General features: G+C 69.4%; 26 protein-coding genes. 7 read left to right on the top strand and 19 right to left on the bottom strand.

What is annotated here, in order from left to right; all coding sequences use genetic code 11:
* Positions 1-3: 3 nt before the first annotated feature.
* Positions 4-264, top strand: a complete 261-nt coding sequence (locus WG922_RS13800) for a SemiSWEET transporter (protein ID WP_340283275.1) — start codon at positions 4-6, stop codon at positions 262-264.
* A gap of 11 nt (positions 265-275) precedes the next feature.
* On the opposite strand, the gene WG922_RS13795 is transcribed toward WG922_RS13800, so the two are convergent.
* Positions 276-536, bottom strand: coding sequence for a hypothetical protein (locus tag WG922_RS13795; RefSeq protein WP_340283274.1), 261 nt, complete (start codon positions 534-536; stop codon positions 276-278).
* A 146-nt stretch (positions 537-682) separates the two neighbouring features.
* Between WG922_RS13795 and WG922_RS13790 the strand changes: the two genes are divergently transcribed.
* Positions 683-2497: a cache domain-containing sensor histidine kinase gene (locus WG922_RS13790; protein WP_340283273.1), complete on the top strand. Its 1815-nt coding sequence runs from the start codon at positions 683-685 to the stop codon at positions 2495-2497.
* Positions 2498-2551: 54 nt separating this feature from the next.
* On the opposite strand, the gene WG922_RS13785 is transcribed toward WG922_RS13790, so the two are convergent.
* Together WG922_RS13785 and WG922_RS13780 are read right to left on the bottom strand one after the other, a co-directional pair.
* Positions 2552-3157 (bottom strand): amino acid synthesis family protein, encoded by a 606-nt coding sequence (locus tag WG922_RS13785; RefSeq protein ID WP_340283272.1) that lies wholly within the window; start codon positions 3155-3157, stop codon positions 2552-2554.
* The gene (locus tag WG922_RS13780; RefSeq protein WP_340283270.1) at positions 3154-3861 is read right to left on the bottom strand and encodes a GntR family transcriptional regulator; all 708 of its coding nucleotides are present in this window, start codon (positions 3859-3861) and stop codon (positions 3154-3156) included. The genes WG922_RS13785 and WG922_RS13780 overlap by 4 nt, the downstream gene beginning before the upstream one ends.
* Positions 3862-3966: 105 nt before the next feature.
* On the opposite strand from WG922_RS13780, the gene WG922_RS13775 reads away from it, so the two are divergent.
* The 4 genes from WG922_RS13775 to WG922_RS13760 are packed head-to-tail and all read left to right on the top strand — an operon-like array spanning position 3967 to position 7410.
* Positions 3967-4827 carry a fumarylacetoacetate hydrolase family protein gene (locus WG922_RS13775; RefSeq protein WP_340283268.1) on the top strand — a complete coding sequence of 287 codons (861 nt, stop codon included), beginning with the start codon at positions 3967-3969 and terminating at the stop codon, positions 4825-4827.
* A 52-nt stretch (positions 4828-4879) separates the two neighbouring features.
* Positions 4880-5857, top strand: coding sequence for a tripartite tricarboxylate transporter substrate binding protein (locus WG922_RS13770; RefSeq protein ID WP_340283266.1), 978 nt, complete (start codon positions 4880-4882; stop codon positions 5855-5857).
* 10 nt (positions 5858-5867) lie between these two features.
* Positions 5868-6860, top strand: a complete 993-nt coding sequence (locus tag WG922_RS13765; protein WP_340283264.1) for a zinc-dependent alcohol dehydrogenase family protein — start codon at positions 5868-5870, stop codon at positions 6858-6860.
* A 7-nt stretch (positions 6861-6867) separates the two neighbouring features.
* On the top strand, positions 6868-7410 hold the full coding sequence (locus WG922_RS13760) for a VOC family protein (RefSeq protein WP_340283262.1): 543 nt from the start codon (positions 6868-6870) through the stop codon (positions 7408-7410).
* 121 nt (positions 7411-7531) lie between these two features.
* On the opposite strand, the gene WG922_RS13755 is transcribed toward WG922_RS13760, so the two are convergent.
* From WG922_RS13755 to WG922_RS13690, 14 genes are all read right to left on the bottom strand, one after another.
* Positions 7532-7951 carry a YkvA family protein gene (locus WG922_RS13755; protein ID WP_340283260.1) on the bottom strand — a complete coding sequence of 140 codons (420 nt, stop codon included), beginning with the start codon at positions 7949-7951 and terminating at the stop codon, positions 7532-7534.
* Positions 7951-8625 carry an HAD family hydrolase gene (locus WG922_RS13750; RefSeq protein ID WP_340283259.1) on the bottom strand — a complete coding sequence of 225 codons (675 nt, stop codon included), beginning with the start codon at positions 8623-8625 and terminating at the stop codon, positions 7951-7953. Before WG922_RS13750 ends, WG922_RS13755 begins: the two co-directional genes overlap by 1 nt.
* Complete coding sequence (locus tag WG922_RS13745; RefSeq protein ID WP_445322833.1) at positions 8622-9068, bottom strand: YchJ family protein; 447 nt, start codon at positions 9066-9068, stop codon at positions 8622-8624. Before WG922_RS13745 ends, WG922_RS13750 begins: the two co-directional genes overlap by 4 nt.
* Positions 9069-9071: 3 nt before the next feature.
* Positions 9072-10532, bottom strand: a complete 1461-nt coding sequence (locus WG922_RS13740; protein WP_340283258.1) for a TrkH family potassium uptake protein — start codon at positions 10530-10532, stop codon at positions 9072-9074.
* A 10-nt stretch (positions 10533-10542) separates the two neighbouring features.
* Entirely contained in the window at positions 10543-11937 is a 1395-nt protein-coding gene (gene trkA, locus WG922_RS13735; protein ID WP_340283257.1) for a Trk system potassium transporter TrkA, read from the bottom strand.
* On the bottom strand, positions 11934-13061 hold the full coding sequence (locus WG922_RS13730; protein ID WP_340283256.1) for an acyl-CoA dehydrogenase family protein: 1128 nt from the start codon (positions 13059-13061) through the stop codon (positions 11934-11936). Before WG922_RS13730 ends, trkA begins: the two co-directional genes overlap by 4 nt.
* 3 nt (positions 13062-13064) lie before the next feature.
* Positions 13065-13736 (bottom strand): SDR family oxidoreductase, encoded by a 672-nt coding sequence (locus tag WG922_RS13725; protein ID WP_340283255.1) that lies wholly within the window; start codon positions 13734-13736, stop codon positions 13065-13067.
* 3 nt (positions 13737-13739) lie between these two features.
* Positions 13740-14921: an acetyl-CoA C-acyltransferase gene (locus WG922_RS13720; protein WP_340283254.1), complete on the bottom strand. Its 1182-nt coding sequence runs from the start codon at positions 14919-14921 to the stop codon at positions 13740-13742.
* A complete protein-coding gene (locus WG922_RS13715) occupies positions 14914-15435 on the bottom strand; it encodes a hypothetical protein (RefSeq protein WP_340283253.1) in 522 nt (173 codons plus the stop codon). Before WG922_RS13715 ends, WG922_RS13720 begins: the two co-directional genes overlap by 8 nt.
* Positions 15432-17249, bottom strand: a complete 1818-nt coding sequence (aceK, locus tag WG922_RS13710; protein ID WP_340283252.1) for a bifunctional isocitrate dehydrogenase kinase/phosphatase — start codon at positions 17247-17249, stop codon at positions 15432-15434. The genes WG922_RS13715 and aceK overlap by 4 nt, the downstream gene beginning before the upstream one ends.
* Before the next feature lie 20 nt (positions 17250-17269).
* Complete coding sequence (can, locus tag WG922_RS13705) at positions 17270-17929, bottom strand: carbonate dehydratase (protein ID WP_340283251.1); 660 nt, start codon at positions 17927-17929, stop codon at positions 17270-17272.
* 251 nt (positions 17930-18180) lie between these two features.
* Complete coding sequence (locus WG922_RS13700) at positions 18181-19368, bottom strand: isovaleryl-CoA dehydrogenase (protein WP_340283250.1); 1188 nt, start codon at positions 19366-19368, stop codon at positions 18181-18183.
* Between the two features lie 12 nt (positions 19369-19380).
* Entirely contained in the window at positions 19381-19848 is a 468-nt protein-coding gene (locus WG922_RS13695; RefSeq protein WP_340283249.1) for a PaaI family thioesterase, read from the bottom strand.
* Between the two features lie 62 nt (positions 19849-19910).
* Positions 19911-20333 carry a MerR family transcriptional regulator gene (locus WG922_RS13690; RefSeq protein ID WP_340283248.1) on the bottom strand — a complete coding sequence of 141 codons (423 nt, stop codon included), beginning with the start codon at positions 20331-20333 and terminating at the stop codon, positions 19911-19913.
* Between the two features lie 131 nt (positions 20334-20464).
* Between WG922_RS13690 and WG922_RS13685 the strand changes: the two genes are divergently transcribed.
* Complete coding sequence (locus WG922_RS13685; protein WP_340283247.1) at positions 20465-21520, top strand: MBL fold metallo-hydrolase; 1056 nt, start codon at positions 20465-20467, stop codon at positions 21518-21520.
* A 249-nt stretch (positions 21521-21769) separates the two neighbouring features.
* Here the strand turns inward: WG922_RS13685 and WG922_RS13680 are convergent, their stop codons facing one another.
* Both WG922_RS13680 and WG922_RS13675 read right to left on the bottom strand, forming a co-directional pair.
* Positions 21770-22693 (bottom strand): M48 family metallopeptidase, encoded by a 924-nt coding sequence (locus WG922_RS13680; RefSeq protein ID WP_340283246.1) that lies wholly within the window; start codon positions 22691-22693, stop codon positions 21770-21772.
* Positions 22665-23441 carry a lysophospholipid acyltransferase family protein gene (locus WG922_RS13675; protein WP_340283245.1) on the bottom strand — a complete coding sequence of 259 codons (777 nt, stop codon included), beginning with the start codon at positions 23439-23441 and terminating at the stop codon, positions 22665-22667. The genes WG922_RS13680 and WG922_RS13675 overlap by 29 nt, the downstream gene beginning before the upstream one ends.
* Positions 23442-23460 lie beyond the last annotated feature (19 nt).

The following is a 23460-nucleotide window of genomic DNA, read 5'->3' as shown; positions in this document are numbered from 1 at the left end:
CACATGCCCCTTCCCTGGTCAGAACTCATCGGCTTCGGTGCCGCGACCCTCACGACTCTGTCGTTCGTGCCGCAGGTCTGGAAGACGTTCTGCTCGCGCGACGTGAGCGGCATCTCGCTCGGGATGTATGCGACGTTCACCGTGGGCGTGGCGGGCTGGCTGGTCTATGGCCTGCTGAACGGCGCCTGGCCGATCGTCGTGGCCAACGCGATCACCTTGTCGCTGTCCTGCGCGGTGCTGGCGATGAAGCTGCGCTTCGGCTGATGCGAGGGCTGCTATAGCAGCACGGCCTGCAGCCCGCGGCTGGTGCTGAAGCGCTCGTACTCGGTGCGGCTGAGCACGACTGGCTCGCCTACCGGCTGGCTTCCCTCCAGCCGCGACAGCCGCACCAGGTACCAGTCTGCGATTTCGCCATTGCGGATCACCGCCTCGCACAACCAGACCTGTCCCTGCGCGTCGGTCTGTACGAGCCCTGCGGCGGGCTGCACGCAGTGCCCGCCGCCTCCAGCGGGTCTGCGCGGTTGCGAAAGCCTCATCGGGCGATCTCCAGAAGCTGAGCAGGAATGCGACTCATCCATACTAGAAGCGCGCAGCGCGTCGGTTTGTAGGACGTCGCCTTATGGCCCTGCCGGAAAAGCCGGATCACAGCGTGGACATGCGCCTCAGTTAGCATCCCCGACACATGTTTCGCCCCTCTGTCCGGCCGCTGCGTCACCACCTTTTCCAACTTACGCTGCTGGGCCTGGTTCCGCTGGCCATCTTCGCCGCGCTGGCTCTGGCCTACGCTGCGCAGGCGCACCGGGCCGAACTGGAGCGCTCGACCATCGATCTGTCCCGGGCGGTGGCGAGCGCGGTGCAGTCGGAGTTCGACGGCACGCTGATGAGCCTTGCGGGCCTTTCCCGTTCGAGCGACCTGGCGACGGGCAACATCGCCGCGTTCCACGAGCGGGCGCAGCGCCTGATGGAAATCCAGCCTGAATGGTTGGCCATCACGCTCAGCGATGCCACGGGTCGCATGGTGTTCAGCAGCAGTTACCCCTTTCCGGCGCCCAGTCTGGAGCCGGCCGATATCGACAGCCTCGAGGCGGCGGTGCGCACCGGTGAGCCGTTGATCGGAAAGGCGACCCGCGGCCCCAACGGCCGCGCGGCCGTAGCGGTGCGCTACCCCGTCGCGGACGGTGCAGGCAAGTTGCGCTATGTGCTCTCGGCGGCCATCACGCCCGAGCGGCTGCTGTCGATCCTGCTGCGCCAGCGCGTGCCGGACGGCTGGGTGATCGCCATCCTGGATCACGAACTGCAGATATTCGCCCGCTCGAGTCGCCATGCCGACTTCCTGCTGCGGCCGGCCACGCCCGGGCTCATGGCCATGGCCCGCTCGGCTGCCGCCGAAGGCACGGGCGTGTCGCTCAGCCAGGAGGGCGCACAGGTGGTCACCGGCTTCAGCCGCACGCCGGAGTTCGGCTGGACCGTTGCGGTGGGCGCGCCGACGACGCCCCTGGCCACGTTCTTCACGCCCACGCTGGCCCTGTACATGGTGGGCGCCGTCGGCTCCATGCTGATCTGCGTCGTGCTCGCAATGCGCCTGGCCAGGCGCATCAGCACCGACATCGGTGGGGCGGCGGACGCGGCGGCGGTACTGGGCGAAGGCCAGCCGATCGATCCCGCATCGAGCCGCATCGCCGAAATAGACCGCCTCGGCCGGGCTCTGCGCGATGCCGGCCGCCGCTTGCACGCTGCCCAGTCGGCGCAGTCCGCCGCGCTCGATCAGGCACGCGAGGCGGGCCGCGCCAAGGACGAATTCCTCGCCATGCTGGGCCATGAGCTGCGCAACCCGCTCGCGCCCATGGTTTCGGCCATGTACCTGCTCGATGCGCGGGCGGACCCGTCCTCCCTGCGTGAACGCACCATCCTGCGCCGGCAACTCGACCATATGCGCCGCCTGGTCGATGACCTGCTGGACGTGGCCCGGCTCACCCGAGGCAAGGTGCAGATCCAGCCGCGCCCGATGGACCTGGCGCGCGAGCTCGCGGCCATCCTGGACGACCTGCGCCAGGCGCAGGCGCCGGCGGCCTCGCCGATCGTCCTGGAGAGCGATGGCGAACAGGCCTGGGTGCTGGGAGATGCCCGGCGCCTGTCCCAGGTCTTCACCAACCTCCTGAGCAATGCGCTGCGCCATGGCGCCGGCAAGCCCATCCGGCTGCGGCTCGAGCAGCTCGCAGAGCGCGTGCGCGTCACGGTGGAGGACGACGGTGAAGGCATGTCGCGGCAGACGCTCGGTCGCATCTTCGAGCCCTTCTACCAGTCGCCGTCGCGGCCCGACCAGCCGCGCGGGGGCCTGGGCCTGGGCCTGGCGGTGGTGAAGTCGATCGTAGAAGCGCATGGCGGTGCGGTCAGCGCCCACAGCGCCGGGGTCGGCCAGGGCAGTCGCTTCGAGGTGGTGCTGCCGGCGGTGCGGCACCAGGACGTCGCCGACGCCATCGCCGCGGGCGCCGGCTAGCCGCAGCTCGCGAGCGAGCGCCAGCGCGCGGACCCGCCCCCCGACTCGTCGCTTCTAGAACGCCGGACCCTGCCCCGCATCTGCCTGCTCGCGGGTGAGGCCTTGCAGGCGCGCGTGCACCCGGGGCCCGGTTCCCATCGCCAGGGCGAACACCAGCTCGCGGGGCTTGGGGGCGTCGTGGATGCACAGCTCGGTGGTGTTGTAGTGACTGCGCACCCAGGGCGAATTCACGTAGATGAGCGGGATCTGCAGCCGCGACCCGAGCGTCGCGACCATCTTGCCGGCGCTTACGAAGCCTTTGGCGCCCAGCACCTCCTTGACCCCGGCGCCGCCCGGCGCATGCCACATCGCCGCGTGTTCCAGCTCGCCGTCGGTGCCCACCATCGAGCCCTTGCCGAACACCTGGATCGCGGACTTCTCCACCCCCAGGCGCTGCAGCAGCTGCTGCGCGAGGGACACCGCCACCGGCTTGAGCGAGTTCATGAAGGGCATGAGGTCGCCTTCGAATCGCCCGGCGAAGGGGTTTTCCATGACCACCGCGGCAACGCCGATGCGCAGCGGCTGAGACTGTGGCGCGCCGCCGTCGTGGTGCAGGGTTTCTTCGCAGTAGAAGGACTTGCGGATCTTGTGTTCCATGGCGTTCGCGTGCTCCAGCTTCATTGCACCCATTCGGGCGGATCGCCGTTGAGGACCGAGGTGACCAGCTGGCTCGTGCGCGCGATGTGCCGGCGCAGGAGCTCCGAGGCCTTGTCAGCGTCGCGGGCGAGGGCGACCGCCATCAGCTTCTGGTGCTCGTCGTGCTTGCGTCGGGGCGCCTGGCGGTGCTTGGCGGTCCAGCGGCGGTAGTGCTCGGCGCGGTCGAACAGGACATCGACCAGGCCGCGCAGGATCTCGGACGTGCAGCCGGCGTACAGGCTCAGGTGAAAGGCGCGGTGTCGCGCCGACCAGTCGTCGTCGAGGGCGCGCGGCCCCTCGCCCAGGCGGCGCTCGACCAAGCCGAGCGAGTGGGCAGCCGCGACCACTCCGGCCTCCCAGGCGTCGTCGCCGTGCGCGATCGAGTCGCGCAGCGCCTCGCACTCGACCAGCAGCCGCACGCGCACGAGGTCTTCGACGCCTTCGGCAGTGAGCTGCGCCACCCGGAAGCCCCGGTTTTCGAGGGTGCGCACCATGCCCTGCTCGGCCAGCCGGTTCAGCGCCTCGCGCACCGGGCTGCTGCTGGCGCCCAGGCGGCGCGTGAGCTCCTCGACGCGCAACCGGGTGCCGGGCTCGAACTCGCAGCGCACGATGGCCTTTCGCAGTTCGCGATAGACGTGCTCGGCAAGCGGCTCGGCTGAAGCGGCGGCGGCGGAAGGGGCGGATTTCACGGTCGCGATTGTGCCGCATCGAACCGCGCGCGAATTGGTGTTTGTGCCTATATCGCGTTTTGTGCACAAAACATACTGTGACCGCTCAATTCGCAAGAGGTCATCATGAGATTCGTTTCGTATGTTCACGCAGGGCGTGAAGGCTGGGGCGCCATCGACGGCGAGCGCATCACGCCCCTGGCCGAGCGCACCGGCTGTCCCGACCTGGCGTCGTTCCTGGGCAGCGAGCAGTTCCAGCAACGCGGCCAGTGGGCCCAGGGTTCCACGGGCGCTCTGGAGCTGTCGGCGGTGACGCTGCTGCCCGTCATTCCGAGACCCGAGAAAATCGTCTGCGCGGTGCGCAACTACATGGACCACCACCAGGAAGTCCTCGCGGCGGGCATGCACCGCGAGCTCTCGGAGCAGCCGCCGATCTTCCTGCGCGTGTGGCGCTCGCAGGTCGCACACGGCCAGCCCATCGTGCGGCCGCACGTGTCGGAGTCGCTCGATTGGGAAGGCGAGCTTGCCGTCGTCATCGGCAAGGCCGGCCGCGACATCCCGGAAGACCGCGCCTACGAACACGTGGCCGGCTACTCGATCTACAACGACGCCAGCGTGCGCGAGTGGCAATTCCACGCGAAGCAGATCGCTTCGGGCAAGAACTTCGAAGGTACCGGCGCCTTCGGCCCGTGGCTGGTCACCGCCGACGAGATCGCGCCGGCCGAGCCGCTCAAGCTGGTCACGCGGCTGAACGGCGAGGTGGTGCAGGACAGCCACACCGGCCACATGATCTTCCCCACGGCGCGCCTGATCAGCTACGCCTCGACCATCTTCACCCTGGTGCCGGGCGACGTGATCGTCACCGGCACGCCCGCCGGCGTCGGCTGGAGCCGCAAGCCGCCGCGCTTCATGAAGCCCGGCGACACGGTGGAAGTGGAGATCGAGCGCATCGGTGTCCTGCGCAATCCGGTGGTGGCGCAGGCCTGAGCCGGCCGCAGCGGCACACACACCTTCCCCCAAAGAGAGCAAGGAGACAAAAATGGATCGACGTGACTTCATGGCGGGCGGCCTCGGCGCCCTGCTTGCCGGCGGCATCCCCGCCGCCGCATCGGCACAGGCCTGGCCGGACCGCCCCATCCGGGCGCTGCAGGGTTTCGCAGCCGGCGGCAACGCCGACGCGATCGCCCGCCTGGTTGGCAACGAGATGGCCAAGGGCCTGGGCCAGCCGATCGTGGTGGAGGCGGTGACCGGCGCCGGCGGCACGCTCGCGTCCGCCGCCGTGGCGCGCGCCGCACCCGACGGACACACGATGCTGCTGGCCACCGGCGGGCACGTGGTCGCCGGCGCGCTGTTCGAGAAGCTGCCGTACGAAACCATCGCGAGTTTCGAGCCGGTCTCCACCATCACGTTCTTCCCGTTCCTGCTGGCGGTGCCGGCCGACTCGAAGTTCCGCAACCTCGGGGACGTGCTCACGGCCGCCCGCGCCGCGCCGAACACGGTGGGCTACGGCACCGCCGGCGTGGGCTCCACGCACCACCTGGTGGGCGAGCTGCTCGCGAAGATGGCCAACGTCCGGCTGATGCACGTGCCCTATCGCGGCGACGCCGGCTCGATCCCGGCGCTGCTGGGAGGCAGCATCCCGCTGGTGATCGCGCCGCCGACGGCGGTGCTCGCCCATGCCCGCGCCGGCAAGGTGCGCATCATCGCCGCCACGGGTCCGGAGCGTTGGGCCGCCATGCCCGAGGTGCCGACAGTGGCGGAGCAAGGCGTAGCCGGCTATGACGTGCGCTCGTGGGCCGGCTGGCTGGTGCCGGCGGGCACCCCCGCAGCCATCGTGCAGCGGCTCAACGCCGAGACGCAGAAGGCGCTGCAGGTGCCGGCAGTCAAGAGCCGCCTCGAGGAGATGGGCGGCGAGGCACGCGGCGGCACGCCGCAGGAGATGCGTTCGATGATGAGTGCCGAGCTTCAGAAATGGACGCAGGTGGTGGCCGACGCGCGAATTCCGCGCATGGGCTGAGGCCGGCGCTATGCAGGCAATCGTGCTGCGGGCTCCGGGCGGCCCCGAGGTCCTGGAGCTCCAGGACCTGCCCCTGCCGCAGCCCGGCCCGGGGCAGGTGCGGGTGCGCGCGATGGCGATCGGGGTGGGCCGGCCGGATGCGCTGATCCGTACCGGTCGCTACAAGTGGATGCCGCCGCTGCCGGCGGTTCCCGGCAACGAGATGGCCGGCATTGTCGATGCGCTGGGTCAAGGCGTGACCGAGCTGCAGGCCGGGCAGCGCGTGCTGCTCAGTTCGCGCGAGCTGCCGCAGCGCGGCGGCTGCTACGCCGAGTACGCCTGCGCCCCGGCCGCGGCCCTCTACCCGCTGCCCGAGGGCATCGGTTTCGACGAGGCGGTGAGCCTGCCGAACTTCCAGCTGGCGCAGGCGCTGCTCTTTCATTGCGGAGGAACCCGCGAGCCGCGCTCCGTGCTCCTGACCGGCGCTGCCGGCGGCGTGGCGTCGGCCATGGTGCAACTGGCGCGGGCCAGTGGCTTGCAGGTGATCGTCACGGCCAGCACCGAGGCCAAGCGCGCGTTCGCCATGTCGAACGGGGCGCATGCGGCGCTCGACCCCGCCGCCGGCGATCTCGCCGCACAGGTGCACGGGCTGACAGACGGCCGGGGCGTCGATCTGGCCATCGACCCGGTCGGCGGCTCGCTGCTGATGCAGTGCCTCGACTGCCTGGCGCCGCTGGGCACCGCGGTTTCTTACAACGTCGTGGGGGGCCCCCCGGCGGGCGACGTCTTCGCCGCGCTGCGCCACCACCTGGGCAAGAGCCTGGGCGTGCGCGTGTTCTCGATGCACACCTTCGACGCCGACCCGGCGCTGCGCCGCGGACTCATGAGCCGCAGCATCGAGGCGATGGCGGGCGGCCGCGTGCAGGCCCCCGCAGCCCGCGTGCTGAAGCTGGCCGAGGCGCGCGAGGCGCATCGCCTGCTCGACGCGCCCGACACGCTCGGAAAAATCATCCTTCACCCCTGAGGTCTCCATGCAACTGGACTGCGTTCCCCAGCTTTCGCACTTCGGTATCTACGTGCGCGACATCGATGCGATGACCCGCTTCTACACCGAGGTGTTCGGCCTGCGCCTGACCGACCAGGGCGAGGGCCGGAACTTCAAGGTGAAGCTGCATTTCCTGAGCGGATCGCCCGAGCAGCACCACCAGCTGGTACTGGCCAGCGGCCGTGCAGCGGACGCGCCCAGCACCGTGATGCAGCTGTCCTTCAAGGTGGCGGAAATCGACCACCTGCGCCAGGTGCGAGCGCGCGCTCTGGCGGCCGGCGCCACCCAGATGCGCGGCATGAACCACGGCAACGCGCTGTCGATCTACTTTTCCGACATCGAAGGCAACACCGTAGAGGTCTACCTGGACACCCCGTGGTACGTGCCCCAGCCGCATGGCGATCCGCTGGACCTGGACAAGAGCGACCAGCAGCTGTGGGAGGAGACCGAGGCCGCCTGCCGTGCAGACCCCGCTTTCCGGCCGGTGGACGACTGGAAGAAGGGGTTCCATTCGAACGCAGGCACGTAGCGGTTGCCGGCTTGTGGCCGGCGGCTGGCGACGTGCCGTTGGTTGCCGCTTGCCGCTTGCCGCTTGCCGCTTGCCGCTTGCCGTTTGCCGTTTGCGCGCGCGCACGCGCAGTCCGCCGCTCCTAGCCCCACCAGCCGAGCCGGCCTGGCTCGAGCCAGAACCACAGGGCCAACCCGAGCGCCAGCCAGACGGCGAACACCAGCAGGGCACCCTGCCACATCGTGGGCGTGCGTCCGGTCAGGACCAGCCATTCGTCGGCACGTGCGCGGCACTGCGTCAGCACCAGCGGCGGCACCAGGCGCACGGCCAGCCAGATCAGCACCGGCAGCAGCAGGACGTCATCGACGTAGCCCAGCACCGGGATCATGTCGGGAATCAGGTCGATCGGGCTGAGCGCATAGGCCACCACCAGGAACGCGAGCGCCTTGGCCGGCCAGGGCGTGTCGGGGTGGCGCAAGGCGAACCAGAGCGTGACGCCATCGCGCTTGATGCGGGCCGCCCACTGCCGCAGCCGCTGTCCGAGCCCGGCGATACGCACCACTACCCCAGCAGGCGCGCGAGCACCGCCATGTCGCCGAACACCTCGACAGCGCCGGCCTCGCGCAGGGCGTCGGGGGCGTGGTGCCCCATCTCGGGCGGGCTGTAGCCGAACACCGTCGCACCGGCGGCGACCCCGGCGCGCACACCGGTGACGGTGTCCTCGACCACCGCGCAGCGGCTCGGCGCAACGCCCAGCGAGGCGGCCGCCGCGAGGTACACGTCGGGGAAGGGCTTGGAGCGGGGCAGGTCGTGGCCGCTGAAGACATGGCCCTCGAACCAGCGCATCAGGTTGGTTTTCTCGAGTTGCAGCCGCACCTTGAACAGGTCGGCCCCGGAGGCGCAGGCAATGCGGCCGTGCATCCGTGCGTGCACCGCGGCGACCGCCTCGGGGGCGTTGCGGATCGGGGTGAGCCGCTCGATGAGGCCGCGGTTGCGGCGCGCGCGGAACTGCTCCATCCACGCCTCGGTGAGCGGCCGTCCGGTGTGGGCCTCGATGCGTGCGCGCTCGTCGCGCACCGCCTTGCCCACGAAGATGCGCATGCATTCGGCGGGCGTGAGCGTCCAGCCCGCCTCCTGCAGCATGTCGCGCAGCACGCCGTTGGTGATGGGCTCGCTGTCCACGAGCACGCCGTCGCAGTCGAACAGCACGGCATCGAATCGCGGCGCGGAGCTCACAGCATGTCCCCATCGACATAGAGCCAGCGGCCGCTCGCGTCCTGCTCGAAGCGGCTGCGCTCGTGCAGCCGCACGGCGCGCCCGCCCGCACCGCGCGAGCGGGCCACGAACTCCACCTCGGCGCGGCCGGCGGGGCCGCTGTAGTGCGCTCGCACGTCCAGGCCCAGCCACTTGACCGCCGGCTCCAGCGTCAGTTGCGCCGGGCGGGTGCGGGGGTGCCAGGTTGAGAGCAGGTAGTCGGCGTCGCCGCGCACGAACGCGCTGTAGCGCGAGCGCATGAGGGCTTCGGCGTCGGCGGCGACGACCTCCCCGTGCAGGCAGGGGCCGCAGCAGCGTGCGAACGCCAGCGGCGCGCCTCCCGCGCCACGTCGCCCGCAGGGGCAGCTGGCATCGGGCGCATCAGGCGCTGTTCGGGCGGGAAGGGACGCGGGAGCGGAAGGCACGCGCTATTTTCGCCAGAACGCGGCGGTGAACAGCACCAGAACGGAGAGCAGTTCGAGCCGGCCGAGCAGCATCGCAAAGCTGAGCACCCAGAGCTGGTAGCCGGTGAGCTCGGCGAAATTGCCGGCCGGTCCGACGAGGCCGAGCCCCGGGCCGATGTTGTTCACGCAGACGATCACCGCCGAGAAGCCGGTCACCAGGTCGAGCCCCGACAACAGCAGCAGCATGGTCAGCCCGACCAGGCTGGCGCCATAGATGAGCATGTAGGCCAGCACGTTGGCGATCACCACCGGGGCGATGATGGTGTGCCCCACGGTGACCGGGTTCACCACGCGCGGGTGCAGGATGCGGACCAGCTCGCGCCGCGCCTGCTTGACCAGCAGCATCATGCGGATCATCTTGATGCCTCCGCCCGTGGAGCCCGCGCAGGAAGCGAAGCAGCCCAGGAAGATGAGCCAGATCGGCGCGAAGACCGGCCACAGCGTGTAGTCGGTGGATGCGTAGCCCGTCGTGGTGGCGAGCGAGACCACCTGGAAGGTGGCCATGCGCAGCGCCCGCCAGAAGTCTTCGTAGACGCCGTTTTGCAGCAGCAGCACGGTGAGCGTGAGCGCGGACAGCGCCAGGACCGCCGCGTACGCCTGCACCTCCTGGTCGCGCACCAGGGTGGTCAGCGAGCGGTTGCGCCAGACGATGAAATAGCGCGCGAAGCTCACGCCCGAGAGCGCCATGAAGACGATAGCCACGGTGTCGATGGCGGGCGAATCCCAGTAGGCGAAGCTCGCATCGTGCGAGGAGAAGCCGCCCAGCCCCATGGTGCTGCACATGTGCATGAAGGCGTCGGCCCAGCTCATGCCGGCCAAGCGGTAGCCGAGCAGGCACAGGCCCGACAGCAGGAAATAGACCGTCCACAAGCCCCGCGCGGTTTCGGCGATGCGCGGCGTGAGCTTGGTGTCCTTCATCGGCCCCGGCGCCTCGGCGCGGTACAGCTGCATGCCGCCCAGCCCCAGCAGCGGGAGCACCGCGACCACCAGCAGGATGATGCCGAGGCCGCCGATGTACTGCAGGAAGCAGCGCCACACGTTGACCGACACCGGCAGCGCGTCGAGGCCGGCGATCGCGGTGGCCCCGGTGGCCGTGAGCGCACTCATGGATTCGAAATAGGCCTTGGCGACCGTGATGTCGGGCACGGTGTAGAGCAGCGGTACCGCGGCGCAAGCGGGCAGCAGCACCCACACGAGCGCGACGAGCAGGAAGCCGTCCTTCGGCTGCAGCTCGCGCGCGTGGCGCCGCACCACGCGCGCGAGCACCAGACCCACGGTAGCCGTGGCGAGGAAGCCGCCGATCCAGACCCGGCGCAGCGCCGGCTCGTCGAGGGCGACGGCCCAGACAAGGGGCACCAGGAACGCAAAGGCGAAACCCACCAGCACCCGGGAGACCAGCACCAGTACCGGTGCGAGCGTGTTCATGTGCGGGCGTTCAGAAGAAGGTGGCGCTGACCTGGAACATGCGCTCGACTTCGCGCACCTGGCGCTTGCTGGGAATGAAAAGCACCAGGTGGTCGTCGGTCTCGATGACGAGATCGTGCGTGGGCATGAGCACCTGCATGCGCGGCTCCTCGCCCCGCACGATGGCGCCCACCTGCACGCCGCGCGGCAGCGCGGTCTCGATCTGCTCGATGGTGCGCCCCACCAGGCGCGAGGTGCGCGCGTCGCCCCGGGCCACGCCCTCCAGCGCCTCGGCCGCGCCGCGCCGCAGGCTGTGCACCGCCACCACATCGCCGCGGCGCACGTGCGCCAGCAGCTCGCCGATGACGGTTTGCGCCGGCGAGATCGCGATGTCGATCGTGCTGCCCTGGATCAGGTCGGCGTAGGCCCGCCGGTTGATCAGGGACACCACCCTGCGCGCGCCCAGGCGTTTGGCCAGCATGGACGACAGGATGTTGTCCTCGTCGTCGCTGGTGAGCGCGAGGAAAAGGTCCATGCGCGCGACGTTTTCGTCGGCCTGCAGCTCCTCGTCGGTGCCGTCGCCCTGCAGGATCAGCACCTCGCCGGGCAGCTGCGTCGCGAGGAATTCGCAGCGGCGGGCGTCGCGCTCGATCAGCTTGATCTCCACCTGCCCGGACAGCCGCTGCGCCAGGCGCGAGCCGACGTTGCCGCCGCCGGCCATCATGATGCGGCGCACCGGCTGGTCGCCGCCGTGCACGGCCTTGAGCACGTCGCGCAGCTTGCCCTTTTCTGCCAGCAGGAAGACCTCGTCGCCCACGCGGATGCGCGTGTCGGCGGTGCAGCCCACCTCGGCTTCCTTGCGGTAGATCGCGACGACCCGCATGGGCGCGTCGGGAAAGCGCCGGCGGAAGTCGGCGATGCTGCCGTCGGCCAAGGCACTGCCCGGCACCACGCGCACGGCCACCAGGTGCGCCCGGCCCCTGCCGAACTCCAGCACCTGCAGCGCTTCGGGGTAGTCGATCAGCTTCTGGATGTAGCCAACGATCGATTCCTCGGGGCAGATGACATGCTGCACCGCAAAGCCCTCGGGCCCGAGCAGCGGGTCGCCTTCGGCGAACTCGGACGAGCGCAGGCGGGCGACGGTCGAGGGCACCCCGAAGCGGTCGTGGGCGATCTTGCAGGCCACGAGATTGGTCTCGTCGCGGGTGGCGCAGGCCACCAGCATGTCGGCATCGCGCATGCCTGCGCGCTCCATGACTTCGGGAAGGATCCCGTTGCCGGCCACCCCGCGCAGATCCAGGCGCTCCTCGAGCCAGCGCAGGCGCTGCGGGTCCGGGTCGATCACGGTGATGTCGTTGTTCTCGGATACGAGGCTCTCGGCGACGCTCTCCCCGACGCGGCCGGCCCCGAGTACGACGATCCTCATAGGGCGCGCTGGATGATGATCTTCTGCACGTCGGACGTGCCTTCGTAGATCTGGCAGACGCGCACGTCGCGCCAGATGCGCTCGAGCGGGAAGTCGCTCACGTAGCCGTAGCCGCCCAGCGTCTGGATGGCCGCACTGCACACCCGCTCGGCCATCTCGCTGGCGAACAGCTTCGCCATCGCGGCCTCCTTGAGGCAAGGCCGGTCGGCGTCGCGCAGGCTCGCTGCATGCCAGATCAGCTGGCGGGCGGCCTCGATCTGGGTGGCGCATTCCGCGAGCCGGAATCCGACCGCCTGGTGATTGACGATGGCGGTGCCGAAACTCTCGCGCTCCCGCGCGTAGGCCAAGGCGACCTTGAAGGCGCTGCGGGCCATGCCCACGCTTTGGGCGGCGATGCCGATGCGCCCGCCTTCGAGCGCGCTCAGGGCTATGCGGTAGCCCTCGCCTTCCTGCCCGATCAGATGATCGGCCGGCACCCGGCAGTCTTCCAGCCGGATCTGCGCGGTGTCGCTGGAGTGCTGGCCCACCTTGTCCTCCAGCCTCGCGACGACATAGCCGGGCGCGCTGGTGGGAACGATGAAGGCGCTCATGCCCTTCTTGCCCGCGCCCCGGTCGGTCACCGCGATCACGATGGCGACCTGGCCGTGCTTGCCGGAGGTGATGAACTGCTTCACGCCGTTGAGGACCCACTCGTCGCCCTTGCGCACGGCACTCGTGCGCAGGGCCGAGGCGTCGCTGCCGACGTGGGGCTCGGTCAGGCAGAAGGCCCCGAGCAGTTCGCCCTGCGCCAGCGGCACCAGCCAGCGCTGCTGCTGCGCGGGGCTGCCGTAGCGCATCAGAATGGCGTTGACCGGGCAGTTGGTGACGCTGATGGCGGTGCTGGTGCCGCCGTCGCCCGCGGCGATCTCCTCGAGCACCAGGGCGAGGCTCACGTAGTCCAGCCCCGCGCCACCCAGCGATTCGGGTACGACCACGCCATAGCAGCCGAGCGCGGCCAGGCCCCGGTGGGCTTCGCGTGGAAAGGTGTGCTCGCGGTCCCAGCGCGCCGCATGGGGCCACAACTGTTCCTGCGCGAACGCGCGCACCGCCTCGCGGATCATTTCCTGGTCAGGGGTCAGCAGCATGGTTCACCAGCTCGTGAAGGGCCGGCCATCGTAGTTCATGAAGGCGAAGCCCTCGGGCCCCGGTGCGAGCGCCGCCACCGTGCTGCGCATCGCGCCCACGCTGTCCTGCACCGACAGCGGCGCAGACGGCCCGCCCATGTCGGTGCGCACCCAGCCCGGGCTGATGGCCAAGAAGGTGGCGCGCGGGTAGTCGTGGCGGGCGGCGGCGACCGCCATGTTGAGCGCCGCCTTGCTCACGCGGTAGGTCCAGCCGAAGCTGGAATGCACCTCGCCGATGCAGCCCATCTGGCTGGTGATGAAGGCGAAGCGGCCGGCTGCCGCCTGCACCAGCGGCGCGACCTGCGGGATGGTCTGCATGGCCCCCAGCACGTTGGCGTGCATCACGCGGTCGAACGCATCGGCATTGGGAGCCTCGGTCGCGCCTGCGGTGCTGTAGACACCGGCAACGTACCAGGCGAGGTCGAGCGGCTCGCCGCCCAGCCGTTCGCGTAGTCCGCCCAGGCTGGCAGGGTCGGCCACGTCGAGCGGCAGCGCGGTGGCGCCCAGCGCAGCGATGCGCCCGAGGCCCTCGTCGGACCTCGCGGTGGCGATGACGCGCGCGCCTTCGGCGGCGTATTGGCGCACCAGCTCCTGGCCGATGCCGCGCGAGGCGCCGATCACCAGCACCCTGGCCATGGCTCAGACCAGCTCGACCGCCATGGCGGTGGCTTCGCCGCCGCCGATGCACAGCGTGGCCACGCCGCGCCGGCCGCCGCGCGCCTGCAGCGCGTGGATCAGGGTGACCACGATGCGCGCACCCGACGCGCCGATGGGGTGGCCCAGCGCGCAGGCGCCGCCGTGCACGTTGACGATCTCGTGCGACAGCTTCAGCTCGGACATGAGCGCCATCGGCACGACGGCGAACGCCTCGTTGACTTCCCAGAGATCGACGTCGGAGACCTTCCAGCCGACCTTGCCCAGCAGCTTCTGGGTGGCGCCGACGGGGGCGGTGGCGAACCAGTTCGGCTCCTGTGCATGCATCGCGTGGCCCAGCACCCGTGCGAGCGGTTTCGCGCCCATGCGCGCGGCGGTGGATTCGGTCATGAGCACCAGGGCGGCGGCGCCGTCGTTGATGCTGGAGCTGGAGGCGGCGGTGATGGTGCCGTCCTTCTTGAAAGCCGGCTTGAGCGTGCGGATCTTGTCGAGCTTGACCTTGCCGGGGCCCTCGTCCTGTGAGATCACCTGCTCGCCCGCACGGGTGGTGACGGTGACCGGCGTGATCTCGCGGGCGAAAGTGCCCGACTGCGTGGCGGCCTGCGCGCGCTGCACGCTGGCCATGGCGAACGCGTCCTGGGCTTCGCGCGTGAACTGGTACTTGGCCGCGCAGTCCTCGCCGAAGGTGCCCATCGAGCGCCCCGGCTCGTAGGCGTCCTCCAGGCCGTCGAGCATCATGTGGTCGAACACCCGGTCGTGGCCCATGCGGTAGCCGCCGCGGCCGCGCAGCAGCAGGTAGGGCGCGTTCGTCATGCTCTCCATGCCGCCGGCGACCATCACCTCGTGGCTGCCGGCCAGGAGCATGTCATGGGCCATCATGGCGGCTTTCATGCCCGAGCCGCACATCTTGGACAGCGTGACGGCGCCGGCGCTCTTGGGCAGCCCGCCCTTGAATGCGGCCTGGCGAGCCGGCGCCTGGCCCTGTCCGGCCATCAGGCAGTTGCCGAACAGCACTTCGCCCACGGCGTCGGACGGCACGCCGGCGCGTTCGACCGCGGCGCGGATGGCGGCGCCGCCCAGGTCGTGCGCGGCGAGCGTGGCGAAGTCGCCCTGGAAGCTGCCCATGGGCGTACGGGCGGCACCGACGATGACGATGGAATCAGGCATGTGAGGCTCCTTCAGTGAAACGGTGGGGAAAGATCAGCGCGCCGCCTTCTTCCTCGGCGACACGGCGCAGGTAGTCCTGGAACTCGGGGTCCTCGCCGCGCAGCAGCAGGGGCAGGGCATTGCGGAAGTCTTCGCGGCGGCACCACTCGTGCATGTAGTCGTCCCAGCTGTTCCAGCGCCGCCGCTCGGTCTCGCGCATGCGGGGCCGGTAGGCGACGATGTAGGCGCGCTCGAACAGCGAGACGAGCATGTCGAAGATCACCAGCATCCGCTCGCGTTGCTCGGCCGTGGGGTCGGGCAGCGGCGCGGCCGAACGCAGCTGCAGGTCGGCGTGCTCCAGCACCACCCGCAGGAACTCGTTGTAGGCGTCGGACAGCAGCTGGTAGGCGGCCTCTTCCTCGTTGTCGCGCTCCTTGTGCTGCTCCCACGCGAAGAACGCGATGGCCAGGGGCAGGCCCAGGGCAGTGACGATGAAGCTGGCGAGTTCCCAGTCTTCGCGGCTGATGCTGATCATGCTGGGGCCTCCGCGGGGGCGGGTGTGCGCGTGTGGGCGAACCGCTTGGTGGCATCGTAGGGGAACACGTCGAACACGTGGCCCGACTGGATGCGCGCCTTGTGGCTCTGCCAGAAGCCAGCGTCGAGCAGGTCGGCATGGTGGCGCAGGAACACTTCGCGCACCGAGGGGTTGCCCAGCAGGAACGGACCGAAGGTTTCGGGGAACACGTCGCGCGGGCCGACCGGCCACCAGACCTCGCCCGAGAGCTCTTCCTCTTCATTGCGGGCCGGCGGCACGCTGCGGAAGTTGCAGTCGGTGAGGTATTCGATCTCGTCGTAGTCGTAGAACACGACCTTGCCGTGGCGGGTGACGCCGAAGTTCTTCCAGAGCATGTCGCCAGGGAAGATGTTGGCCGCCACCAGGTCCTTGATGGCGTTGCCGTACTCGACCACCGCGCGCTCGACCTGCTCGGCGGCACCGGCGTCGAAGGCCTCCTGCAGATAGATGTTGAGCGGGATCATGCGGCGCTCGATGTAGAGGTGCTTGATGATGACCTCCTCCTGTCCGTCGCCGTCGCGGTCGGAGATCTCGAGCTGGCTCGGCGCGTGGCGGCGGATCTCCTCGATCAGGTCGTCTTCGAAGCGCTCGCGGGCGAACGCGACCTCGCTGTATTCCAGGGTGTCGGCCATGCGCCCGACCCGGTCGTGCTGCTTGACCAGCAGGTACTTGCCCTTGACCTGCTCGCGGGTGGTGTCCTTCTGCGGCGGGAAGTGGTCCTTGATCAGCTTGAAGACGTAGGGGAAAGACGGCAGGTCGAACACCAGCATCACCATGCCCTTGATGCCCGGTGCGATGCGGAACTTGTCGCTGGAGTGGCGCAGGTGATAGAGGAAGTCGCGGTAGAACAGCGTCTTGCCCTGCTTGGCGAGGCCCAGCGCGTTATAGATCTCGGCACGCGGCTTGCGCGGCATCAGCGAACGCAGGAACTGCACATAGGCCGAGGGCACTTCCATATCGACCATGAAGTAGGCGCGCGCGAACGAGAACAGCATCTGCAGCTCGTCTTCTCCGAACAGGCAGGTGTCGATCACCAGCAGGCCGCTGTCTTCGGAGTGCAGGATGGGCAGTGCGAACGAGACCTCGTTGAAGCCGTTGATGATCTTGCCCACGACGTACGCGCCCTTGTTGCGAAAGAACAGGGACGACAGCACCTGGATCTGGAAATTGGCGCGCAGGCGCACCTGCGCCAGGCGCTGCGCCATCGCCTCGAGCACGCAGGCGGTGTCGCGCTGCAGGTCCTCGAAGGGGTGTTGCAGCCGGAAGTTGTCGATGATGCGCACCAGCGTCTCGTGCAGCGTCTCCCGCGTGGGGTAGTAGGCGCGGTAGGTGGCGGCGGAGGCGGGTTCGTCGTTCTCGATGTACTCGGTGCTGACGGCCGGGCGCACGAAGATGAAGTCGTTGTGGAAGTAGGTGCGGTGCAGGATCTTGGTGGTGACCGAGTTGAAGAAGGTCTCGGCCAGCTCCGGCTGGTGGTGGTCGATCAGCAGGCCGATGTAGTGCAGCTTCACCTGGTGCCAGACCTCCATGGGCTGCTCGTGCGCGCGAAACTCGGTCTCCAGGCGCTGCGAGGCCTCGCGCACCCGCAGGTCGTAGAACTCGATGCGTTCGCGCTGCGCCCGCTGCTGACCGTGCCAGTCGGCTTTCTCGAAGCGCTGCTTGGCGCGAGCCGATTCGAGGCGGAACAGCCGGTAGTGCCGGTCGAAGCCGTCCATGAGGGCCTCGGCGATGCCGTAGGCCAGGGGCGAGTCGAGGCGCTGCGGGAAGGTGGCCATGCGCGTGCGGTGCGGGTCTCTCAGCTGCGGCGGGCGGAGCCGGCCCGCTCGACCGCTGCGCGGTAGGCCTGCTCCACCGCACCGGCCGCATCGACACTCATGTGCAGATCCTTGAGCAGCCCGTCGGAGAGTCCGTAGACCCAGCCGTGCAGCGTGACGGACTGGCCCCGGGCCCAGGCGTCCTGCACCACCGTGGTCTGCGCGACGTTCACCACCTGCTCGATCACGTTGAGCTCGCACAGCAGGTCTCCGCGGTGCGTGGGCGGCACCTGGTCGAGCAGCCCGCGGTGCAGGTGCATCACGTCGCGGATGTGGCTGAGCCAGTTGTCCGCGAGGCCGACGCGCAGCCCCTGCAGCGCCGCGAGCACGCCGCCGCATCCATAGTGGCCGACCACCATGAGGTGCTCGACGCGCAGCTGGTCGATGGCGTACTGCACCGTGGACAGGCAGTTCAGGTCGGTGGGGACCACCACGTTGGCCACGTTGCGGTGCACGAACACCTCGCCGGGCTCCAGCCCCGTGATCTGGTTGGCGGGCACGCGCGAATCGCTGCAGCCGATCCACATGTAGCGGGGCTTCTGCTGCGCCTTCAGCCGGGTGAAGAAGCCGGGGCGTTCACGCTCCATCTCGGCGGCCCAGCGGCGGTTGTGTTCGAAGAGGTCCTTGAGCTCGGCGGTCATGGCATCGATTGTGGTGTGGCGAATAGCAGATAGCGAATGGCGAGGGCGCGCCCGGCAACGGTGGCAGGGCACCACCGGCTCGGCTGCGTGCGTGCACGGCAGCGGCACGTGGTGGCGCAGGCGCCCTGCCGCACGTGCACGACGGTGACCGTTGCCGTGCCGGGGTCCTGCTGCCGCACGTGCCGGGCGGCAGCCGCGCGGCGGCACGTGGCGGTGCGGCAGTGCTGCCCCGGACCAAGGCAGCGAACACTTCACATGGTTTCGGCGAACAGCTCCCGCCCGATGAGCATGCGCCGCACTTCGCTGGTACCGGCTCCGATCTCGTACAGCTTGGCGTCGCGCCAGAGCCGCCCGAGCGGGTAGTCGTTGATGTAGCCGTTGCCGCCGAAGACCTGGATGCCTTCTGCGGCCATCCAGGTGGCTTTCTCGGCGCACCACAGGATGACCGAGGCGCAGTCCTTGCGCACCTGGCGCACATGCTCGGCGCCCAGCAGGTCGAGGTTCTTGCCGACCGTGTAGCAGAACGCGCGTGCGGCCTGCAGCACGGTGTACATGTCGGCGACCTTGCCCTGGATTAGCTGGAACTCGCCGATGCTCTGGCCGAACTGCTTGCGCTCGTGGATGTAGGGCACCACGTTGTCCATCACCGCCTGCATGATGCCCACGGGGCCTGCGGCGAGCACCGCACGCTCGTAATCGAGGCCGGACATCAGCACCTTGGCGCCACCGTTCACGCTGCCCAGCACGTTGTCGGCGGGCACCTCCACGTTGTCGAACACCAGCTCGCCGGTGTGGCTGCCGCGCATGCCCAGCTTGTCGAGCTTCTGGGCGATGGAGAAGCCCGGCATGCCCTTCTCGATGAGGAAGGCCGTGACGCCGCGCGCCCCGAGCTCGGGCTCGGTCTTGGCGTAGACCACCAGGGTGTCGGCATCGGGGCCGTTGGTGATCCACATCTTGGTGCCGTTGAGCACGTAGAACCCGCCCTTGTCCTGGGCGCGCAGCTTCATGGAGATGACGTCCGAGCCCGCGCCGGGCTCGCTCATGGCCAGGGCGCCGACGTGCTCACCCGAGATGAGCTTGGGCAGGTACTTGCGTTTCTGGGCTTCGTTGCCGTTGCGCTTGATCTGGTTGACGCACAGGTTGGAGTGCGCACCGTAGGACAGGCCCACCGACGCGGAGGCACGCGAGATCTCCTCCATGGCGATCATGTGGGCGAGGTAGCCCATTCCGGCGCCGCCGTACTCTTCTGGCACGGTAATGCCGAGCACGCCGACCTCGCCCATCTTGCGCCACAGGTCCATGGGGAACTGGTCGCTGCGGTCGATCTCGGCGGCCCGCGGCGCGATCTCGCTGCGTGCGAAATCGCTGACGGCGTCGCGCAGCGCGTCGATGTCTTCGCCGAGCTGAAAGTTCAGGCCTGGCAGGTTCATGGTGTGCATCTCCCCTTGGTTTCAGTGCAGGATGTTGTCGCGGCCGGTCACGGCCATCAGCGTGGCGCCCATGGTGGCCACCAGCCGCTCGCGCCCGGCGTCGTCGATGGCCCAGGCGCGGCCTTCGGCCACCGTCACGGTGCGTCCCGGCTTGATCACCTCGCCCACCATCCGGAAGCGCTGCCCCTGGGCCGGAGCCAGCAGGTTGATCTTGAATTCGATGGTGAGCACGCCGGCATCGGCAGGCATGAGCGTGGAGCCGGCATAGCCGCACGCCGAGTCGAGGGCGGCGGCCAGCATGCCGGCGTGCAGGAAACCATGCTGCTGCGTCAACGCCGTTGCGTAGGGCAGCACGATCACGACGCGGCCGGCCTCGATCGATTCGAGGCTGGCGCCGATCGTGGCCATCGCCGCCTGGCGCGCGAAACTGGCGCGCACCCGCTGCTCGAAGTGCGGGTCGCGGGGCTCGAATCTCGCTGCGGCGTTCATGAAAATGGTGTCCCGATGAGGTTGCAGTGGCAGGACGTCGCGGTGGGTGGCATTCGTGGCCTTCAGCTTCCGTTGACCTTGCGGCGAGGCGCCTTTTCGGTACGCGCGAGCAAGGTTCGGGCTTCCTTCTCGTGGACCTTCACTTCGTCGAGGTTGGCCTGCAGGTCCTCCATCTGCTCCTCGAGCTGCTTGCGATGCTGAGCGAGGATGGCGAGGAACTTCTTGAGCTGCGGCCCGGTGTCGCGCGGGCTGTCGTACATGTCGATGATCTCCCGCGCTTCCGACAGCGACAGGCCCAGCCGCTTGGCGCGCAGGGTCAGCTTCAGGCGGGTGCGGTCGCGCGCGCTGTAGATCCGGTTGCGTCCGCCCGGGCCGCTGCGCTGGGGCTGCAGCAGGCCCATGTCTTCGTAGAAGCGCATTGCCCGCGTGGTGAGGTCGAACTCGCGGGCAAGGTCGCTGATGGTGAAGGTAACGGGTGTGGCCATGTGCGGGTATGTGCTGCCGGCGACAGCCTCCGTACGGCCGGCACCTAGAATGGGCGCATTACATCTGACGTTTACGTCAACGTCAATCGCAGACCCATCCCGGACCTGACCCACCCCACCGGACGCGCCGCATGACTCCCCTGGAAAGCCAGCTCGCCTACCCCTTCGCCGACCGGTTGCCTGCGCCCGGGACTACCCTGGAAGTCGCGCCCGGCGTGCGCTGGGTCCGCATGGCGCTGCCCTTCGCGCTCGACCACATCAATTTGTGGCTGCTGCGCGACCGGCTCGATGGCCGCGAGGGCTGGACCGTGGTCGATTGCTGCATCGCGCGCGACGAGGCCCGCGCGCAGTGGGAGCAGGTGTTTGCGGACGAGTTGCAGGGTCTGCCGATACTGCGGGTGGTGGTCACGCACATGCACCCCGACCACATCGGGCTGGCGGCATGGCTGTGCGAACGCTGGAACTGCCGCCTGTGGATCAGCGCAACCGACTACTACGCCGCGCGCGTGGCGAGCGGCAGCACCACCGGCTACGGCGGCGAGGCAGCGGCCGGCTTCTTCGCCTCGCACGGGCTCACCGACCCCGCGTCCCTGGAGAAGGTGCGCGCTCGCTCGGGCTATTACGCAAGCATGGTGCCCTCCGTGCCCCCGGCCTTCCACCGCCTGACCGACGGACTGCAGGTGGCGATCGGCGGCAACCTGTGGCGCTGCATCGCGGGCTTCGGCCATGCGCCCGAGCACATGGCCCTGTATTGCGAGGCGCTGGGCGTGCTGATCTCGGGCGACATGATGCTGCCGCGCATTTCCACCAACATCAGCGTGCACGACGTCGAGCCCGAATCCAACCCGCTCGCTGCGTTCCTCGCCTCCATCGCCGCGCTGGGTGCGCTGCCCGCCCGGACGCTGGTACTGCCTTCGCACGGCAAGCCCTTCTGCGGCCTGCACACGCGCATCGGCCAGCTGCAGGAGCATCACCGGGATCGCCTCGACGAGGTGCTCGCCGCCTGCGCCGACGCGCCACGCAGCGCGGCCGACATGCTGCCGGTGATGTTCAAGCGGCCGCTCGATCTGCACCAGACGACGTTCGCGATGGGCGAGGCGGTGGCGCATCTGCACGCCTTGTGGTTCGAGCGCCGCCTGCTGCGGCGGCGCGGCGACGATGGCGTCTGGCGCTTCGTGGCGGCCTGAGCTTCCTGCGCCGGACTGCGCGCGCGGCCCCGGGCGCCGCCGGCGCGACGCATTTTTCCACCATGCGTTCACGCGGGTCTGTCTGGTCGAATGGACGCGGGCCGCGCGGCCCGACGCGACACGGCTCTCGGCGCGGTCATGCGCCCGCGACGCCTGCCCGCTGCGCAGCAGCGCACCGCCGTGCAGCGGCGCGCATGAGCGGGGCAGCGGCCCACCGCGATGGCGCCAGCCCACGAGGATGACAGCGGCCTACCAGGGCGGCAGCGGCTGGGTGCGCAGTTGCTCGCGCAGTTGCGGCCACTGGGGCACCACCGTGCTCACCGTGTCCCAGAAGCGGGGGCTGTGGTCCATCACGCGCAGATGGCTCAGTTCGTGCGCGACCACATAGTCGATCACCGGCAGGCCGAAGTGGATGAGGCGCCAGTTCAGGCGTATCGAGCCGTCCGACCGCGCCGTTCCCCAGCGGGTACTGGCGCTGCTCAGGCTGAGTTTGCGCCAGCGCACCCCCAGCTGCGGTGCATAGTGGTCCAGGCGTTCGGTGAAGATGCGCGTGGCCTGGCGCATCAGCCACGCCTGCACCGCATCACGGATCTGCGCCGCACCGGCGTCGTGCGCCAGACCGACCCGCAGCACGAGCCGCGGCACACCCGGCAGGGCCTGCGCACTGCTGTCCAGGACGGCACCGACTCCGTCGAAGGCATGGCGCGGGTCGAGCACCACGATCACCTGCTCGCCGAGGAGGGGGAAAGTGGCGCCTTCGCGCCACTCGATGCGGCTCGCCTCCCGGCGCTGTGCACGCTCGCGTGCCTCCGCCAGCTTGCGAACGATCCATGCGGCCTTCTTCTGCAGGGCCGCCTCGATCTCGTACAGCGGCACCCACTTGGGGGCGCTCACGGTGAGCCCGTCGTCATCGACCACGAAGCCGATGTGGCGCCTGCGCGCGCGGCGCAATTCGAAGCCCACCCGGACCTCGCCGAGCATCGTCTGGCGGCTCGCCCGCGGGTGGACGAAGCTGGGAGCGGCGATGACCCGGGTGAGCGGCTCGGCGGGCGCGCCGTCGCCCGGCGAGCCCGGTGGCATCAGCGGCGCCGGCTCCGGCTGCGGCGGCTGTGCCGGTGCGGCCGTCGGCGGCGGATCGAAAAGGTCAAGGGTGAGCTGCAGAAGCCGGCGCATCGCGCTTCACCTCGCTATAGCCCTCGGGGTCGAGGCGCCGCATTTCGGCTTCGATCCAGGTCTCGACTTCGCGCATCAGTTCTTCAGGCTCGCGGCCCTGGCTGGGAATCGGCTTGCCGATCGAGACATCGACGATACCCGGGCGCTTGATGAAGGCCTTGCGGGGCCAGCAGCGCGCGGACGTGACGGCCACCGGGATCACCGGCGCGCCGGTCTCGATGGCCAGGCGGGTGCCGCCGGACTTGTAGACGCCGGCCTGGCCCCGCGGAATACGCGTCCCCTCGGGGAACATGATGATCCAGATGCCCTGCGCCAGCAGCCGCTTGCCCTGGGCCACCACCTTGCTGAAGGCCTGGGTGCGCTGCTTGCGGTCGATGTGGATCATGTCGAGCCGGCCCATGGCCCAGCCGAAGAAAGGCACGTGCAGCAACTCCTTCTTGAACACGTAGGCCAGCGGGTGCGGCATCAGCGTGGGCATGAGGAAGGTCTCGAGCGTCGATTGGTGCTTGACCAGCAGGATCGCCGGGCTGGTTTCGCCCTGTGGCAGGTGCTCCATGCCGGTGACGCGCACCTGGATGCCGATCAGCACGCGGGCGCCGTCGGTCGCCCAGCGCAGCCAGCGCACGGCCATCCAGTAGAGCGGCACGCCCCTGCGCCAGAGCGAGGCGACCAGCATGATCAAGGCCCACGGGATGACGGTGACCAGCATCCAGAGGGCGTGCAGTACGGAGCGCAGGAAGTCGAGCATGGACAAAAAGGAAAACGGA

This window comes from Ramlibacter sp. AN1015 (assembly GCF_037726105.1).
In the GTDB taxonomy this organism is placed as follows: domain Bacteria; phylum Pseudomonadota; class Gammaproteobacteria; order Burkholderiales; family Burkholderiaceae_C; genus Ramlibacter.
This window is presented reverse-complemented; position numbering and strand designations above follow the sequence as displayed.